Below are 16,792 nucleotides of genomic sequence, written 5' to 3' on the forward strand. Positions count from 1 at the left end.
CGGGACTTACTCCTTGGCCGCCAGGTTCACTTCACGGTTGCTGCGGTCCACAGGCCGCACCTGTTGCCCCTCGCGCAGCACATGGCCGCCCGCAGCCACCACCCAGTCGCCGGCCTCCAGGCCTTCGAGCACCGGCACGCTGTCCGCGCCATAGGCACCCAGACGCACAGCGGCGCGCTGCAGGCGGTTGTCCTTGCCAACCCGCCAGACATAGGCCTGCCCCGCCTCGGCGGTCACTGCCGACAGCGGGACTGCCAGCGGCGAACGTTCGGCATGATCGATGAACACTCGCGCGCTCTGGCCCAGCTCGGCAGGGGTGGCGTTGGAGATAAAGGCGATGCGCGCGGCAAAGGTGCGCGAACGCGGGTCCGCCGCCGGGGAAAGCTCGCGGATCCGGCCTTCGAAACGCCGGTTCGGGTGCGACCACAGTTCCACGCTGACTGTCTGCCCGACAGCAAAGCGGGCGAACTGTTGCTCCGGCAGGCCTATGACCACTTCGCGCTCACCATCGGCAGCCAGCGTGAACACAGTCTGCCCCGCCGCCACCACCTGGCCCACCTCGACCTGACGCTTGGCGATCACGCCAGCCTGGGGCGCGCGCAACACAGCGTACTCGGCCTGGTTGCCCGCCACTTCGTACTCGGCCTTGGCCTGCTTCAGGCGGGCCATGCCGGCGCGGTAAAGGTTCTCGGCATTATCGAACTGGGAATGGCTGACCATCTGCCGATCCAGCAGTTTCTGGTAGCGGTCGCGCTCGGCGCGCACCAGCGCCAGGTTGGCTTCGGCCGCGGCCAGCTGGGCGCGGTTAGCCTCCAGTTGCAGGCGCACGTCCTGCGGGTCTAGTTCGGCCAACGGCTGCTCGGCCTTGACCCGCTGCCCCTCCTCCACCAGGCGTTTGCTGACCTTGCCGCCGATACGGAACGCCAGTTCAGGCTCGAAGCGCGCCCGCACCTCGCCCGGGTAACTGTCGGCGGATGCGCCGGCCGGCTGGGGTTGGACCACCAGCGCCGGGCGCGGTGCGGCAGGTGGCGCGGCCTCCTGGCCGCAGGCGGTGAGCAGCAGCACGGCAACGGCCGGCAGGGCGAGGGACAACGCACGACGCAACATGATGAATGACCTTTGGCAGAGGGCGCATCGAATATTTATACTGGCGAGTATATTAAGTCAGCGAATCGAGCCGGGGAAGCAGGCGCTTCAGAGAAAATCGATATTTAGTGGTGCGACGTACGCTGCAGCCGACCGCCCCCGGACCCGGTAAGATGTGCCCCTTTCACAGAGAATGCGGTCCCTCATGTCCAACGACGCACCCATCGGCCCCGGCCGGCCCAAGGACCTGGCCAAGCGCGAGGCCATCCTCGAAGCCGCCAAGCGCCTGTTTCTCAGCCTTGGCTATGCCAACACCAGCATGGATGCGGTCGCTGCGGCGGCAGGTGTTTCGAAACTCACCGTGTACAGCCATTTCACCGACAAGCAGACGCTGTTCGGCGCGGCGGTCATGGCCACCTGCCAGAACCAGTTGCCCGACCTGATGTTCGAGTATCCCGAAGGCGCGGCGGTGGAAGATGTGCTGCTGAACATTGCCCGTGGTTTCCAGGCTTTGATCAGCAGTGACGAGGCCGTCAAGCTGAGTCGCCTGATCTTTGCCCTGGGTAGCCAGGATCCGGGGTTTGGCCAGTATTTCTATGCGGCGGGGCCCAAGCGGGTGATGAGCGGGATGGAGGCGTTGCTGCGTTGTGTCGACCAGCGCGGGCTGTTGCGGATCGATAACCCGTGGCAGGCGGCGGAGCATTTCTTCTGCCTGGTGAAGGGGGCGCCGGATTATCGGTTGCTGCTGGGGTGCTCGCCGGCGCTGGAGGGGGATGAGGCTGAGGCGCATGTGCGGGAGGCGGTGGGGGTTTTTATTCGGGCGTTTCGGGGGTAAGGGGGCGGGTTCGGGTTCCGGGCGATTGTTTTGTTTTTTGTGAGCGCATTCGTAGAAGATGTCGACATTTAGTCACCCTTTCGCCTTTACGGCGACCTACTTTTGTCTTGACAAAAGTAGGCAAAACCGTTCGGCTCCGTTCATACGGCCCCTACGCTTCGCTCCGGGGTTCCCTCGCTCCGTTCTTGCTCCCGTGGGTACCGCGCTGAACGCCCCATCCTGGGGCGCAGCGCTCGACGGCCATCCATGGCCGTCGCCCCACTACGCAAGAACTCCACTCGGCCTCCTGAAGTCGCAATTGGTGGCGCCTGAACTATCGCGCACTTAGAAGCAAGAGCAAGAGCAAGAGCAAGAGCAAGAGCAAGAGCAAGAGCAAGAGCAAGAGCAAGAGCAAGAGCAAGAGCAAGAGCAGATCAAGAGCAGATATGTTGGTTTTGTTAGTGGCTGTTATGTTGTTCTTCATTACGCTATCGCGGGGCAAGCCCGCTCCCACGTTGAATCACGTAGTCAAACTATGGTGGCAGCGGGCTTGCCCCGCGATGTTGATCTAGAGTTCCCACGATGGCAACTAGCGACTAGCTGCGTTAGTGCAGGCGCCGCCCGTAACTTCGCGACTTCAGGAGGCCGAACGCAGGCCTTGCGAAGGGAGGTGACGGGCAAGGATGCCCGTCAAGCGCTGCGCCCCAGGATGGGGCGTTCAGCGCGGTCCTCCCGGGAGCAAGGCCGGAGTGAGGGGACCCGGAGCGAAGCGGAGGGCCGGATGAATGGAGCGCAACGGCTTTGCTTACTTTGGCCAAGACCAAAGTAAGCCGCCGTAAGGGCGGAAAGGTGAATAAGCGTCGACATCGCAAATGAATGCGCATACAACTTCAATACAACCAAAACCCCAAAACCCCAGCAATTCAACAAAAGATCACCGCGCTTCCATATGCGCAATCATCAACTGCACACTCTCATTCCCCCGAAACTCATTCACATCCAACTTGTAAGCCAACTCCACCCACCGCACTGTAGGATTCGGCCAGACCTCCCGGTCAATCCCAAAGGCAATCCCATCCAACCGCACCGCCCCACACTCGCTCTTGAGCACCACTTTCAGATGCCGCTCCCCGACGACCCGCTGCTCGACCAGCTGGAACACCCCGTGGAACAACGGCTCGGGAAAGTGCTGCCCCCAGGGCCCGGCGTTGCGCAATGCCCGCGCCAGATCCAGGTGGAACTCCTCCACCGCCAGGGTGCCATCCGACAACAACCGCCCGGTCAGGTCTTCCTCACGCAACTGCCGCCGCACCTCATCGTCGAACGCCTCGGCAAACGCTGGGAAATTGTCGGCCGGCAAGGACAGCCCCGCCGCCATGGCATGCCCGCCGAACTTGCTGATCAAGCTCGGATGCCGCGCCGCCACGGCGTCCAGTGCGTCACGGATATGGAACCCCGGCACCGAACGCGCCGAGCCCTTCAGCACCCCTTCCCCCGCATCGGCAAAGGCAATGGTCGGGCGGTGGTAACGCTCTTTCAGGCGCGAGGCGAGGATGCCGATCACCCCCTGGTGCCAGTCGGCGTCGAACAGGCACAAGCCATAAGGCATGGACTCGACCGGCAGGTCCTTGAGCTGGGCCAGGGCCTCACGCTGCATGCCCTGCTCGATGGACTTGCGGTCCTGGTTCAGGCCATCCAGCTGTTGGGCCATGTCCAGCGCCAGGGTCGCGTCTTCGCACAACAGGCATTCGATGCCCAGACTCATGTCGTCCAGGCGCCCGGCAGCATTGAGCCGAGGGCCAAGGATGAAGCCAAGGTCGGTGGAAGTGATGCGCTTGTGGTCACGCCGTGCCACCTCGAGAATCGCCTTCAGCCCGGGGCGGGCGCGGCCGGCGCGAATACGCTCCAGCCCCTGATGCACCAGGATGCGGTTATTGGCATCCAGCGGCACCACGTCGGCGACGCTGCCCAATGCCACCAGGTCGAGCAATTCGCCAATATTCGGCTGCGGCTGCGTTTCGTAGCGCCCCAGGCTGCGCAACCGCGCACGCAGGGCCATCAGCACGTAGAAGATCACGCCGACACCGGCCAGTGACTTGCTGGGGAACGCACAACCCGGCTGGTTGGGATTGACGATGGCATCGGCGGCCGGCAACTGCTCGCCCGGCAGGTGGTGGTCGGTGACCAGCACCTTGAGCCCGGCGGCCTTGGCCGCGGCCACGCCATCGACGCTGGAAATACCGTTGTCCACAGTGATCAGCAATTGCGGCTGGCGCTCGAGCGCGACCGCGACGATCTCCGGGGTCAGGCCATAGCCATATTCGAAGCGGTTGGGCACCAGGTAGTCGACATGGGCCGCGCCCAGCAAGCGCAAACCCAGCACACCGACCGTGCTGGCGGTGGCACCGTCGGCGTCGAAATCGCCGACAACGAGAATGCGCTGGCGCTGGTCGAGCGCCTCGACCAGCAGCTCCACCGCCGCCTCGATGCCCTTGAGTTGCTGGTACGGCAACAGGCGGGCCAGGCCCTTGTCCAGTTCGGCTTCGGACTGCACGCCACGGGCGGCATAGAGACGGGTCAACAAGGGTGGCAGGTTGCCCAGCAAAGGCAGGGGCGACGGCAGGGGACGTGGTTCGATACGCATGGGGTCTTCGCAATTCCGCTTTGGTTCAGGTCAGCCGCGCTCGCCAAGCAACCATTGCAACTGCACTTCGTGCTGGCCACGGTCGTCGGTGACGAACACCGTGCCTTCGCTGATCATCACGTCCCACTTGATGGTACGCGGCATGTCGGTGGCGAGGGTTTCCAGCACCTCCTGCGGGACGGCGGCAATGCTCAGGTTCTTCAGGCCCTTGACCGCGCCGAGCACCTTGGTCTCCCACACCCGCAAGCTGCCGTAGGCCAGCAGGCTGGTGCGCTCGGTACGCCGCGAGCACCAGGTCAGGCGGTCGGCGTCGGGCTGGCCGACTTCGATCCAGTGCAGGATGCGATCGTCCAGGCTTTTTTCCCACAGGGCCGCCTCATCGACGTCCGACAAGCCGCGACCGAAGGACAGCTGCTCGTTGTACCAGAGGGCATAGCCCAGCAGGCGCACGGCCATGCGCTCTTCGGTTTCCGAAGGGTGGCGGGCGATGGTCTGGCGAACGTTCTCGTACACGCCGCGGTCGAGGTCGGTCAGATTCAGTTCGAACTTGTAGGTTGTGGACGGCTGGGCCATGGGCGATAGGCTTCTTGCGGGGGAAAGTCGCACAGTCTAACTGATCCCGGGCGCCAGCGCCGGATCAGACAACGCCGATATACCTGCCGCCGCCGAGCTGTGATACAACCTGCGCTCACGCCCAGCCTCCACGGATGCCCCATGACAATGCCCAGCAAACCTCTCGCCGGCCTGAAAGTCATCGAGCTCGGCACCTTGATCGCCGGCCCGTTCGCCTCGCGGATCTGCGCCGAATTCGGTGCAGAGGTAATCAAGGTCGAGTCGCCCGATGGCGGCGACCCGCTGCGCAAATGGCGCAAGCTGTACGAGGGCACGTCACTGTGGTGGTTCGTCCAGGCGCGCAACAAGCAATCACTGACCCTTAACCTCAAGCATCCTGAAGGCCGCGAAGTGCTCAAGCGCCTGCTGGCCGAGGCCGACATCCTGATCGAGAACTTCCGCCCCGGTGTGCTGGAAAAGCTCGGCCTGGGCTGGGACGTGCTGCACGCCCTCAACCCACGCCTGGTGATGGTGCGCCTGTCGGGGTTTGGCCAGACCGGCCCGATGAAGGACCAACCGGGCTTCGGCGCGGTTGGCGAATCCATGGGCGGGTTGCGCTACATCACCGGCTTCGAGGATCGCCCACCGGTGCGCACGGGGATTTCCATCGGCGACTCCATTGCCGCCCTTTGGGGCGTAATCGGCGCGCTGATGGCCTTGCGTCATCGCGAAGTCAACGGTGGCGACGGCCAAGTCGTGGATGTGGCGCTGTACGAAGCCATCTTCGCCATGATGGAGAGCATGGTGCCGGAGTTCGACGTGTTCGGCTTTATCCGCGAGCGCACCGGCAACATCATGCCGGGTATCACCCCTTCCTGCATCCATACCACCGCCGATGGCCGGCACGTACAGATCGGCGCCAATGGCGATGCGATCTTCAAGCGCTTCATGCAAGCCATCGGCCGCGACGACCTGGCCAACGATGCCGCCCTGGCCACCAACGATGGCCGCGATGCCCGCCGCGACGAGCTGTACGGCGTCATCGACCGCTGGGCCAACGGCCTGCCGCTGGACAAAGTGATGCAGGTGCTCAACGACGCCGAGGTACCGGCCAGCCGGATCTACTCCGCCCAGGACATGCTGGGCGACCCGCAATTCCTCGCCCGCGAGATGTTCCTCCAGGCCCGACTGCCGGACGGCAAGCCGTTCAAGATGCCGGGTATCGTGCCCAAGCTGTCCGACACCCCCGGCAGCGCCGAATGGGTCGGACCGGCCCTGGGTGAACATACGACGCCGCTACTGGCCAGCCTGGGCTACGACGCAGCCGCCATTGCCCGCCTGCGCGCGGCCGGTACGGTCTGATCCGCGGCCCATGCGCATCCGCCACCTGCCCCTGCTGCTCTGCCTGGTATTCAGCGCGCTCGCGGCACAATTGGCCGAGGCCAGAGAGCGCCTGCTGTGGCTGGTCCGTGACCTGCCGCCGTTCACCATTTTCGAAGGGCCGGCCAAAGGCCAGGGCGTGATCGACCAATTGTTGCCCAAGCTGATCGCGCAGATGCCCAAGTACGACCACCAGATCGTCCGAGTCAATCGCGCCCGCGGCATCCAGATGCTCCAGGAGCACAGTTTCACTTGCGACCCGACCCTGCTCTGGACGCCCGAACGTGCCAGGTACGTGCATTTCTCCCAGCCATCGCTGGGCGTACTGAGCAGTGGCCTGGTGGTGCGCAAGCGCGACCAGGCGCTGCTGGAGCCTTACCTGGATGGGCAACAGGTGGATCTTCAGCGGCTGCTGGCCCAGACCCGGCTCAAGCTGGGCATCGTCGCCGAGCGCAGCTATAGCGTGCAGGTCGATGACGTGCTGAAGCAGTTGCCTGACAGCGCCTTCAGCCGCCACTACGGCAACGATGCCACCGCCAGCCTGCTGGAGATGCAACAATTGGGGCGCCTGCAACTGGTGCTCGGCTACTGGCCAGAGGTTCGCTACCTGATCCAGCAGCAGAATGGCTCGCTGGACGATTACCGCTTCTATCCCATCCGTGGCGTCAACCGCTACCAGTTCCTCCATGTAGGCTGCTCGGACACCGCCTTGGGACGCGAGGCGATCGCCAATATCGACCAGCTGCTGCCGATGCTGCGCCGCGATACGTTGCCAGGCCTGTATGCCCGCTGGCTGGATCCGGAGCTGCAGGAAGATTATCTGGGCCAGGCCCGGCATTTTTTCGAGCAGGGCGAAGCGCCGGTGCGCTGAACTGACCCGTGCAGATCAGCAGTGGCACCTAACAGGGTGCAGGTGAATTCAAGGCAAAAGAAACCCCGGCCGCTGGGGAAGACGACCGGGGTCAAGCGAAAGTCCCTGGGACTTCCAGTGACAGCCTGGATGGCACCGGAGCAAAGCACCGTCAGGTTGCCCTTGCTGAGTCTGACGGGCCGGTCAGGCAAAGGTTCCCTGCATTTGCCTCTGATGCTGCAAGGCGGCGATCACACAGGGTTGCAGGCGGCCTTCGGCAACTTGCAGGTCACGGTGCAGGCCATCGACCAGATCGACCAGCAATTGCTGTTCTATCAGCTCTCGCTCACAAACGGTACGCCGCAAAATCGGCAAACCGTGCTCATCGTGAACACTCAGGTGACGGCGGCCACGGTTATCGGTCGGTCCAATCTCGGCCTGGTAAGGGGTCAGGGCATCGTTGAGCAGTCTGCAGATTCTTTCCATCCGGATCACTCGCTGGCTAGGGGAAGAAAACTGACCATCGGGGCCGGCGGAAAGTTCGCCAGGCCCGTCATCACGAGCATCCGCGACTAACATGACAGTTTCGATGCTCCGCCCACCCTTTGCTTGCCGAAGGTCAGGCTACAGGCGCCCGAGCGCCTGCTCCAGGCCCACCATTGACATCGGCCAGGGCAGCTCGGCCAGGACATTCAAGCCCTGTTTGCGGGCCTCGAGCGCCAGGTCGATGCCCCCCGCGTCGCCATAGCCGACAAACAGCAACCCACCCGCGCAGGAAGCCTGCACCAGGTACTTGAACAGGCGCCGGGCATGACGGCTTGGCATCCCCTGGTCGAGCACCAGCACATCAACGGGTCGCTGCCCTTGTGTGATGTTGGCCGTGGCTGCCGGCACGTCATCGGTGAGCCGTACGTTGTACACACCATGGGCATTGAAGGCCTGATGCAAGAGCATCTGATAGTAGGGCCGAGCCTGGTGGATAAGGACATTGAGCTGATGCATGAGCCTCCCCCTGGAGCCGTGTCTGCTTGGTCAGAGCGCCACTCTAGTAAGGGTATCCATCGAACTACATGGGAAAAATCTGAAATCCGCTGCCGTGCGTCTTGCGCCCACAAAAAAGCCCGTGCAAGACGGGCTTTCCTGTGGACGGTGTCAGCTTACAGCGGCTTGCCGCGATTGCCATGCTGGCTGACAAAGGCCTGCACGACCTTCAGGTCGTTGGCCAGCACGGTGCAACGCTCCTCACGGCCGAACAGGTCGCTCAGGTGCGCCGGCAGCTCCAGGGCCTTGTCGACACCGGCCTTCTCCACCGCCTCGGGGAACTTGACCGGATGCGCGGTACCCAGCACCACCATCGGGGTGTCCAGGCTGCGGCGGCATTCACGGGCGGCCTTGACGCCGATCGCTGTGTGCGGGTCGAGGACTTCACCGGTGCTCTGGAACACCTCGGCGATGGTCTCGCAGGTCTGCTCGTCGGTCACCGCCAGCGAGTCGAACAGCTTGCGCGCCTCAGTCCAGCGGTCCTGCTCGACGCTGAAGCCGCCACCCTGCCTGAAGGTGTCCATCAGCTGGGCAACGGCCGCGCCGTTACGCCCATGCAGGTCGAACAGCAGGCGCTCGAAGTTGGACGAGACCATGATGTCCATCGACGGCGACAGGGTCGGGTGCAGGGCGTCCTTGACGTACTGGTTGCCGCTCATGAAACGGTGCAGGATGTCGTTGCGGTTGGTCGCCACCACCAGTTGGCTGATTGGCAGGCCCATGTTGCGCGCCAGGTAACCGGCGAAGATGTCGCCGAAGTTGCCGGTCGGCACCGAGAACGCCACCGAACGCGCCGGGCCGCCGAGCTGCAGCGCGGCGTGGAAGTAGTAGACGATCTGGGCCATGATCCGTGCCCAGTTGATCGAGTTGACCGCCACCAGACGTGTGCCCTTGAGGAAGGACTGATCGGCGAAGCTGGCCTTGACCATCTCCTGGCAGTCGTCGAAGTTGCCTTCGATGGCAATGTTGTGGATGTTGTCGCCAAGGATGGTGGTCATCTGCCGGCGCTGCACTTCCGACACGCGCTGGTGCGGGTGCAGGATGAAGATGTCGACGTTGTCGCAACGGCGGCAGCCTTCGATGGCGGCCGAGCCGGTGTCACCGCTGGTGGCACCGACGATCACCACGCGCTCGCCGCGCTTGACCAGCACGTGGTCGAGCAGGCGGCCGAGCAGTTGCAGGGCGAAGTCCTTGAAGGCCAGGGTCGGGCCGTGGAACAGCTCCATCACCCACTCGTTGCCGTTGAGCTGGCGCAGCGGGGCGACCGCAGCATGGGCGAAGTTGCCGTAGGTCTCTTCGAGAATCTTCTTGAAATCGGCGTCGGCGATGCTGCCTTCGACGAACGGGCGCATCACCCGGAAGGCCAGCTCGTGATACGGCAGGCCAGCCCAGGAGGCAATCTCTTCCTGGGTGAAGCGTGGCAGGTTCTCGGGAACGTACAGCCCGCCGTCGCTGGCCAGGCCAGCCAGCAGGACGTCTTCGAAGTTCAGGGCCGGAGCCTGGCCGCGGGTACTGATATAGCGCATGGATGCAAACCTTCGATGCTGGGCGCGGGCCGCCGTCACGGCCCGCCACCGGAATTAATTGAGCTGTTCGACGCGGATACGCACGACCTTGCCGACCACGTCCTGGAGCGCTTCCAGGGCGACGATGGCGTCGTCGATGCGCTGCTCGACCACACGGTGGGTCAGCAGGATCATCGGTACCAGGCCATCCTGCTCCTCGGCTTCCTTCTGCATGATCGACTCGATGTTGATACCGCGCTCCGAAAGGATGCTTGCGACCTGCGCCAGCACGCCCGGGTGGTCCTTGGCCTGGATACGCAGGTAGTAGGCGCTTTCGCAGGCTTCGATCGGCAGGATCGGATGGGCCGACAGCGCATCCGGCTGGAAGGCCAGGTGCGGTACACGGTTCTCCGGGTCGGAAGTCATGGCGCGAACCACGTCGACCAGGTCGGCGACCACCGACGAGGCAGTCGGCTCCATGCCGGCGCCGGCGCCGTAGTACAAGGTGGAACCGGCGGCGTCGCCATTGACCATCACCGCGTTCATCACGCCATTGACGTTGGCGATCAGGCGATCGTTCGGGATCAGCGTCGGGTGCACGCGCAGCTCGATGCCGTCGGCGGTGCGACGGGCCACGCCCAGGTGCTTGATGCGGTAGCCCAGGGCCTCGGCATAGTTCACGTCGGCGGTGGTCAGCTGGGTGATGCCTTCGGTGTAGGCCTTGTCGAACTGCAGCGGGATACCGAAGGCGATGGACGCCAGGATGGTCAGCTTGTGCGCGGCATCGATGCCTTCGACGTCGAAGGTCGGGTCGGCCTCGGCGTAGCCCAGCGCCTGGGCTTCGGCCAGCACATCGGGGAAGGCACGGCCCTTGTCGCGCATTTCGGTGAGGATGAAGTTGCCGGTACCGTTGATGATCCCGGCCAGCCAGTTGATGCGGTTGGCCGACAGGCCCTCGCGGATCGCCTTGATCACCGGGATGCCACCGGCCACGGCAGCTTCGAAGGCGACGATGACGCCCTTCTCGCGGGCCTTGGCGAAGATCTCGTTGCCGTGCACGGCGATCAGCGCCTTGTTGGCGGTTACCACGTGCTTGCCGTTTTCAATGGCCTTGAGCACCAGGTCGCGGGCGATGGTGTAGCCGCCGATCAGCTCGATGACGATATCGATCTCGGGGTTGCTCGCGACTTCGAACACATCAGCGGTAATGGGGGTACCGGTAATCTGGCAGTTCGGGTTCTGCGAGCGCATGGCAATCTGTGCCACTTCAATACCGCGCCCGGCACGGCGGGCGATCTCCTCGGCGTTGCGCTGAAGTACATTGAAGGTTCCGCCACCGACGGTCCCCAACCCACAGATGCCTACTTTGACCGGTTTCACTGTGAACTCCCCATAGAACGGCCGGCATCTGCGCCGACCGTGAAACATGCCGTCACCCCATGACGACGGCGTACTGAATTGATTACTTGCTCTCGGCCAGGGCCAGCTTGGCCACTTGCGGTGCCGGCTGGTAGCCCGGAATCACCTGGCCATTCTGTAGAACGATCGCCGGCGTGCCATTTACACCAATCGACTGGCCCAGCTGGAACTGCTTGCTGACCGGGTTGGCGCACTTGGCAGCCTTGATCTCTTTGCCATCGACCATCTTGTCCAGCGCCGCGCGACGGTCGCTGGAGCACCAGACGGCCTGCAACTGCTCGTCGCCCGGCGAACCCAGGCCCTGGCGCGGGAAGGCGACGTAACGCACTTCGATACCGCGGCGGTTGAGCTCCGGCACCTCGGCGTGCAGCTTGTGGCAGTACGGGCAGGTGGTGTCGGTGAACACGGTGATGTGCGACTTGGTCTCGCCCTTGGCCGGGTAGACCACCATCTCGCCGGCCGGAATACCGTTGATCAATTTGGCGATGCCCTGGCGCTCGGTCTTCTCGGTGAGGTTGACCGGCTTTCCGTCCTGGATCTGGAACAGGTAGCCCTGCATGACGAACTGGCCGTCGGCGCTGGCGTACAGCACGCGGCCGCCTTGCAGCTTGACCTCGTACAGGCCGTTGAGCGGACTGCTGGCAACGCTTTCGATCGGCACCTCCAACTGGAGGTTCTGCAACGATTTGCGGATCGCCTGCTCGGCACCGGCATTGCCATCGGTAGCCGCGGCAACGGCAAAGGTACTGGCCAGCGCCAAGGCGGCGGCGGCGAAAATCTGGGTCACGCGCATGGGGTACTCCTGAAGGCGGACGGGGCCGTGGGGACGTCGCCCAGCCCTGGCGGGCGGCGAACGGTCGGCCCTTGCAACAAACCGTCCAAGCCTACCACAACAGACTGGCGCAGTAGGGGTACTCAGGCACCAGTCGGCGGAACATGAACATCATTCATCCACGGGGGTGGTGTTCGGCATGCAGCTGTTGCAGGCGGGCCTTGGCGACATGGGTGTAGATCTGCGTGGTGGACAGGTCGCTGTGCCCCAGCAGCATCTGCACCACACGCAGGTCGGCGCCATGGTTGAGCAGGTGCGTGGCAAAGGCGTGGCGCAGCGTGTGCGGGGACAGCGGCTTGTCGATCCCGGCCACCCGCGCGTGGTGCTTGATGCGGTGCCAGAAGGTCTGGCGGGTCATCTGCTCGCCGCGCTGGCTGGGGAACAGCACGTCACTGGGGCGGCCGCCCAGCAACTCGGCGCGGCCATCGCGCAGGTAGCGCTCGATCCACACCACCGCTTCCTCGCCCATCGGCACCAGGCGCTCCTTGCTGCCCTTGCCCATGACCCGCAGCACGCCCTGGCGCAGGTTGACCTGGTCCAAGGTCAGGCTGACCAGTTCGGTCACTCGCAAACCGCAGGCATAGAGCACTTCGAGCATGGCGCGGTCGCGCTGGCCGATCGCCTCACCGCGATCCGGGGCCTGCAGCAAGGCTTCGACATCGGCCTCCGACAGCGACTTGGGCAGTGGCCGGCCCAGTTGCGGCATGTCCACCTGCAAGGTCGGATCGACGGCGATCAACCGCTCGCGCAGCAAGTAACGGAAAAAGCCGCGCACCCCGGACAGGAAGCGCGCGGTGGAGCGAGGCTTGTAGCCTTGGTCGAAGCGCCAGGCCAGGTGATCGAGGATCAGTTCGCGGCCGGCATCGGGCAACAGCACGTGCTTTTCCTGCAGCCAGCCGTTGAACAAGGCCAGGTCACTGCGGTAGGAAGCGCGGGTGTTGTCGGAAAGCCCCTTTTCCAGCCACAAGGCATCGAGGAACTGGTCGATCAGCGGGTGGTCCAGTGCTGGCATGAAAACTCGGTGGCAAACGACGAAATGACGCTTAGTCTTTCACAACATGGCATGCAGAGGGAGCCCGCATGAACGAACAGCAGATTCTTTTGAGTGTCGGCGGCATCGGCGCGGCGGCCCTGCTCTGCCAATGGCTGGCCTGGCGCCTGAAACTGCCGGCGATCCTGTTCCTGCTGCTGTGCGGCATCCTCGCCGGGCCAGTGCTGGGCTGGCTGCAACCGCAGGCATTGTTCGGCCCGTTGCTGATGCCACTGGTATCGCTGGCGGTGGCGCTGATCCTGTTCGAAGGCAGCCTCACACTGCATTTGTCGCAATGGCGCGAGATCGGCAGTGTGGTGCATCGCCTGGTCACCGTCGGCGCGCTGAGCACCTGGCTGGTGATCGCCCTGGCCACCCACTGGCTGCTGGGCTTCGACTGGCCCCTGGCGATCCTGTTCGGTACCTTGACCCTGGTCACCGGCCCCACGGTCATCGTACCCATGCTGCGGGTGGTGCGGCCGAAGGCGGCGATCGCCAATATCCTGCGCTGGGAAGGCATTGTCATCGACCCGATCGGCGCACTGCTGGCGGTGGTGGTCTACAGCTTCATCATCGCCAGCGCCGCCGGCGAAGGCCTGAGCCACAGCCTGGCGACCTTCGCCGGGGTGATTTTCTGCGGCAGCGCGCTCGGCGCCGCTGGAGGCTGGCTGCTCGGGCAGATCATGCGCGAGCAATGGCTGCCGGAGTATCTGCACAACCTGGCGTCGCTGGCCGCGGTGCTGGGCATCTTCATCGCCGCCAACCAGATCGTCCATGAATCGGGCCTGTTGGCGGTCACGGTCATGGGCATGTGGCTGGCCAACATGCCCGGCGTGGATGTGCGGCAGATCCTGCACTTCAAGGAGAACCTCAGCGTGCTGCTGATCTCCGGCCTGTTCATCCTTCTCGCGGCGCGGCTCGACCTGCAGGCACTGCTCGCCTTGGGCCCAGCGGTACTGGCCCTGTTGCTAGTGATCCAGTTGCTGGCCAGGCCGCTGAACGTGTTGCTGTCGACCCTGGGGTCGCCGCTGAGTTGGCGGGAACGGGCGCTGCTGGCCTGGATCGCGCCGCGGGGCATCGTCGCCGCGGCGGTATCGGCCATCTTCGCCATTCGCCTGGACCAGGCCGGGCATGAGGGCGCGCTGCTGCTGGTGCCACTGACCTTTGCCGTGATCATCGGTACCGTGGTCCTGCAAAGCGCCACCGCAAGGCCCTTGGCACGCCTGCTGAAGGTGGCGGAACCGGCGCCGAGCGGGTTTCTCCTGGTCGGCGCCAACCCACCTGCGCGCGCCATCGCCAAGGCGCTGCAACAACTGGGCTGCCGGGTGCTGCTGACCGACTCGAGCTGGGAGAACATCCGCGCCGCTCGCATGGACAACCTGCCGACCTACTTCGGCAACCCTGCGTCGCAGCATGCCGACGCTCACCTCGATCTGGTCGGGCTGGGCCATCTGCTGGGGCTGTCACCGGCGGGCGAACTCAATGCCCTGGCCTGCGCGCGCTTTCGTCATGACTTCGGCCACGCCCGGCTTTTCGTGCTGGCCAGCGGCCTGGAGAAACAGCGCAGCGACAAACACCGGGCCAGCGAGGAGCATCGCGGGCAATTGCTCGGGTCGAGCGCGATGACCTATGCGCAGCTGGCCAAACTGCTGCATCAGGGTGCCGAGCTGTACAGCACCACGTTGACCGAGGCATTCAGCTGGGGCGACTACCAGCAGTTGCATGGCCCACGGGCGACGCTGCTGTTCGCCCGGGACGGGCAAGGCTGGGTACATGTGGCCAGCCCGGACAACCCGCTCAAGCCACAGCCGGGGTGGACACTGGTGGCACTGGTGGAACCGGAACTGACCGAGCAGCCTGTGGCACATTGACCTGTAGGAGCGGCTTTAGCCGCGATGAATGCGTCGCAATGCCTGGCACCCGCGTTGCGGGTGATCGCGGCTGAAGCCGCTCCTACAGGGACGCGTCAAATCAGCGCGATGGCATCAGGCCAAAGGCAGCACCGGCACCGGGCGCTTGTCCTCGTCGATGGCGACGAAGCTGAACACGCCATGGATCGCCCGTTCGCGGCCATCGAGGTACATGTTCTCGACGAACACATCCACCTGCACCTGCAGGCTGGTGTTGCCGACCTTGATCACCGTCCCCACCAGCTCGACGATCGAGCCTGCCGGGATCGGGTGCTTGAAGTCGATGCGGTCGGTGGACACGGTCACCAGCGGCAGCCGGCAGAAACGGGTGGCGGCGATGAACGAAACTTCGTCCATCCACGCCAGGGCCGTGCCACCGAACAGGGTGTTGTGGTGGTTGGTGGTGTTGGGGAACACCGCCTTGGTCACGCGGGTCACCGACAGTTCGGTACGGCGCTGGATTTCCTGGTCTCGGGTTGTCATCTCGGAGTCACATCGCAAAGGCAAGATTCAAGACGCAAAAAAGCAGCCCGAAGGCTGCTTTTTCTCGCACGGGGCCTAGGCCACCGGACAAACTGCACTCAGGACAGTTTTTCCTTGATGCGAGCTGCTTTACCGGACAGGTCACGCAGGTAGTACAGCTTGGCTTTACGCACGTCACCACGACGTTTCACGGCCAGGCTGTCGATCTGCGGGCTGTAGGTCTGGAAGGTACGCTCTACGCCAACGCCGCTGGAGATCTTGCGCACGGTGAAGGCGCTGTTCAGACCGCGGTTACGCTTGGCGATAACGACGCCTTCGAACGCCTGCAGACGCGAGCGGTCGCCTTCCTTCACTTTGACCTGGACGACGATGGTGTCGCCTGGTGCGAAGGTCGGGATCTCTTTGCTCATCTGCTCGGCTTCGAGCTGCTGGATGATCTTGTTGGTCATGCTGTGCTCCTAAGATGGATAACGCGATCCACCATCGATACGTTTAACTATCGTCCCGCTCGCGGAGGTATTCCTCGAGCAGCTTCTTCTCTTCTCCAGAAAGCGAGCGACTTTCCAGAAGATCGGCGCGTCGTTCGAAGGTCCTACCAAGGGACTGCTTCATCCGCCATCGCCGGATATGTGCATGGTTGCCACTAAGCAACACGTCGGGTACACGCTGATCCGCATACACCTCGGGTCGGGTGTAGTGCGGGCAATCCAGCAGACCGTCGGTGAAAGAGTCTTCCTCCGCCGAGTCCACATGCCCTAAAGCTCCGGGCAGCAGCCGCGTAACCGCATCGATCAGCACCATGGCCGGCAGCTCGCCACCGGAAAGCACATAGTCGCCAATCGACCACTCCTCATCGACATGAGCCTCGATAAAGCGCTCATCGATGCCTTCATAACGGCCGGCGATCAGGATCAACGATTCCTGTTCGGCCAAGCCTTTGACCGCCTGCTGGGTCAGCTTGCGGCCTTGTGGCGAAAGGTAGATCACCTTTGCCGCAGCTCCAGTCGCCTGCCTGGCGCTAACCAGGGCGTCTTCCAGAGGCTTGATCTTCATCACCATGCCCGGACCACCGCCAAACGGCCGATCATCCACGGTGTGGTGGCGATCTGTGGTGTAGTCCCGCGGATTCCAGCAGGTCACTTGCAGCAACCCCTGTTTCACCGCACGGCTGGTAATGCCGTACTCCGTGATGGCCGAGAACATCTCGGGGAACAACGTGATGACTTCTACGCGAAGGCTGCCCATC

At 63.9% G+C, this 16,792-nt stretch carries 16 protein-coding genes; 4 read left to right on the plus strand and 12 right to left on the minus strand.

From position 1 onward, the window contains the following. Positions 1 to 6: 6 nt before the first annotated feature. Complete coding sequence (locus tag ACZ9C1_RS13215; protein ID WP_277501796.1) at positions 7 to 1,107, minus strand: efflux RND transporter periplasmic adaptor subunit; 1,101 nt, start codon at positions 1,105 to 1,107, stop codon at positions 7 to 9. Positions 1,108 to 1,279: 172 nt separating this feature from the next. Here ACZ9C1_RS13215 and ACZ9C1_RS13220 point away from each other — a divergent pair, with 172 nt between their 5' ends. After that, positions 1,280 to 1,921 carry a TetR/AcrR family transcriptional regulator gene (locus tag ACZ9C1_RS13220; protein ID WP_102690704.1) on the plus strand — a complete coding sequence of 214 codons (642 nt, stop codon included), beginning with the start codon at positions 1,280 to 1,282 and terminating at the stop codon, positions 1,919 to 1,921. A gap of 913 nt (positions 1,922 to 2,834) precedes the next feature. Here ACZ9C1_RS13220 and recJ read toward each other — a convergent pair. Together recJ and ACZ9C1_RS13230 are read right to left on the minus strand one after the other, a co-directional pair. Then, the gene (gene recJ, locus ACZ9C1_RS13225; protein ID WP_277501797.1) at positions 2,835 to 4,544 is read right to left on the minus strand and encodes a single-stranded-DNA-specific exonuclease RecJ; all 1,710 of its coding nucleotides are present in this window, start codon (positions 4,542 to 4,544) and stop codon (positions 2,835 to 2,837) included. Between the two features lie 30 nt (positions 4,545 to 4,574). Beyond that, entirely contained in the window at positions 4,575 to 5,117 is a 543-nt protein-coding gene (locus ACZ9C1_RS13230; RefSeq protein WP_046854377.1) for a YaeQ family protein, read from the minus strand. A gap of 141 nt (positions 5,118 to 5,258) precedes the next feature. On the opposite strand from ACZ9C1_RS13230, the gene ACZ9C1_RS13235 reads away from it, so the two are divergent. Next, positions 5,259 to 6,458 (plus strand): CaiB/BaiF CoA transferase family protein, encoded by a 1,200-nt coding sequence (locus ACZ9C1_RS13235; RefSeq protein WP_102685323.1) that lies wholly within the window; start codon positions 5,259 to 5,261, stop codon positions 6,456 to 6,458. Positions 6,459 to 6,468: 10 nt separating this feature from the next. Then, entirely contained in the window at positions 6,469 to 7,347 is an 879-nt protein-coding gene (locus tag ACZ9C1_RS13240) for a TIGR02285 family protein (RefSeq protein WP_457378911.1), read from the plus strand. Between the two features lie 183 nt (positions 7,348 to 7,530). On the opposite strand, the gene ACZ9C1_RS13245 is transcribed toward ACZ9C1_RS13240, so the two are convergent. The 6 genes from ACZ9C1_RS13245 to xerD form a co-directional block, all read right to left on the minus strand. Further along, positions 7,531 to 7,812 carry a DUF3509 domain-containing protein gene (locus ACZ9C1_RS13245; protein WP_476254576.1) on the minus strand — a complete coding sequence of 94 codons (282 nt, stop codon included), beginning with the start codon at positions 7,810 to 7,812 and terminating at the stop codon, positions 7,531 to 7,533. Between the two features lie 138 nt (positions 7,813 to 7,950). After that, positions 7,951 to 8,328: an ANTAR domain-containing protein gene (locus ACZ9C1_RS13250; RefSeq protein ID WP_476254052.1), complete on the minus strand. Its 378-nt coding sequence runs from the start codon at positions 8,326 to 8,328 to the stop codon at positions 7,951 to 7,953. A 155-nt stretch (positions 8,329 to 8,483) separates the two neighbouring features. After that, the gene (gene thrC / locus ACZ9C1_RS13255; protein WP_139669156.1) at positions 8,484 to 9,893 is read right to left on the minus strand and encodes a threonine synthase; all 1,410 of its coding nucleotides are present in this window, start codon (positions 9,891 to 9,893) and stop codon (positions 8,484 to 8,486) included. A 54-nt stretch (positions 9,894 to 9,947) separates the two neighbouring features. Then, the gene (locus ACZ9C1_RS13260; protein WP_023630110.1) at positions 9,948 to 11,252 is read right to left on the minus strand and encodes a homoserine dehydrogenase; all 1,305 of its coding nucleotides are present in this window, start codon (positions 11,250 to 11,252) and stop codon (positions 9,948 to 9,950) included. A gap of 82 nt (positions 11,253 to 11,334) precedes the next feature. Beyond that, positions 11,335 to 12,084, minus strand: a complete 750-nt coding sequence (locus ACZ9C1_RS13265) for a thioredoxin fold domain-containing protein (protein ID WP_102685319.1) — start codon at positions 12,082 to 12,084, stop codon at positions 11,335 to 11,337. A gap of 154 nt (positions 12,085 to 12,238) precedes the next feature. Beyond that, entirely contained in the window at positions 12,239 to 13,135 is an 897-nt protein-coding gene (gene xerD, locus ACZ9C1_RS13270; protein ID WP_139669154.1) for a site-specific tyrosine recombinase XerD, read from the minus strand. A gap of 68 nt (positions 13,136 to 13,203) precedes the next feature. On the opposite strand from xerD, the gene ACZ9C1_RS13275 reads away from it, so the two are divergent. Beyond that, on the plus strand, positions 13,204 to 15,024 hold the full coding sequence (locus ACZ9C1_RS13275; protein ID WP_476254053.1) for a cation:proton antiporter: 1,821 nt from the start codon (positions 13,204 to 13,206) through the stop codon (positions 15,022 to 15,024). 114 nt (positions 15,025 to 15,138) lie between these two features. Here ACZ9C1_RS13275 and ACZ9C1_RS13280 read toward each other — a convergent pair whose 3' ends face one another. The 3 genes from ACZ9C1_RS13280 to trmD form a co-directional block, all read right to left on the minus strand. After that, positions 15,139 to 15,546, minus strand: a complete 408-nt coding sequence (locus tag ACZ9C1_RS13280; protein WP_023629813.1) for an acyl-CoA thioesterase — start codon at positions 15,544 to 15,546, stop codon at positions 15,139 to 15,141. 98 nt (positions 15,547 to 15,644) lie between these two features. Beyond that, positions 15,645 to 15,995 (minus strand): 50S ribosomal protein L19, encoded by a 351-nt coding sequence (rplS, locus tag ACZ9C1_RS13285; protein ID WP_023629812.1) that lies wholly within the window; start codon positions 15,993 to 15,995, stop codon positions 15,645 to 15,647. Between the two features lie 43 nt (positions 15,996 to 16,038). Next, on the minus strand, positions 16,039 to 16,791 hold the full coding sequence (trmD, locus tag ACZ9C1_RS13290; protein WP_023629811.1) for a tRNA (guanosine(37)-N1)-methyltransferase TrmD: 753 nt from the start codon (positions 16,789 to 16,791) through the stop codon (positions 16,039 to 16,041). Between the last annotated feature and the right edge of the window lies 1 nt (position 16,792).

The organism is Pseudomonas sp. TE21435, assembly GCF_056279265.1.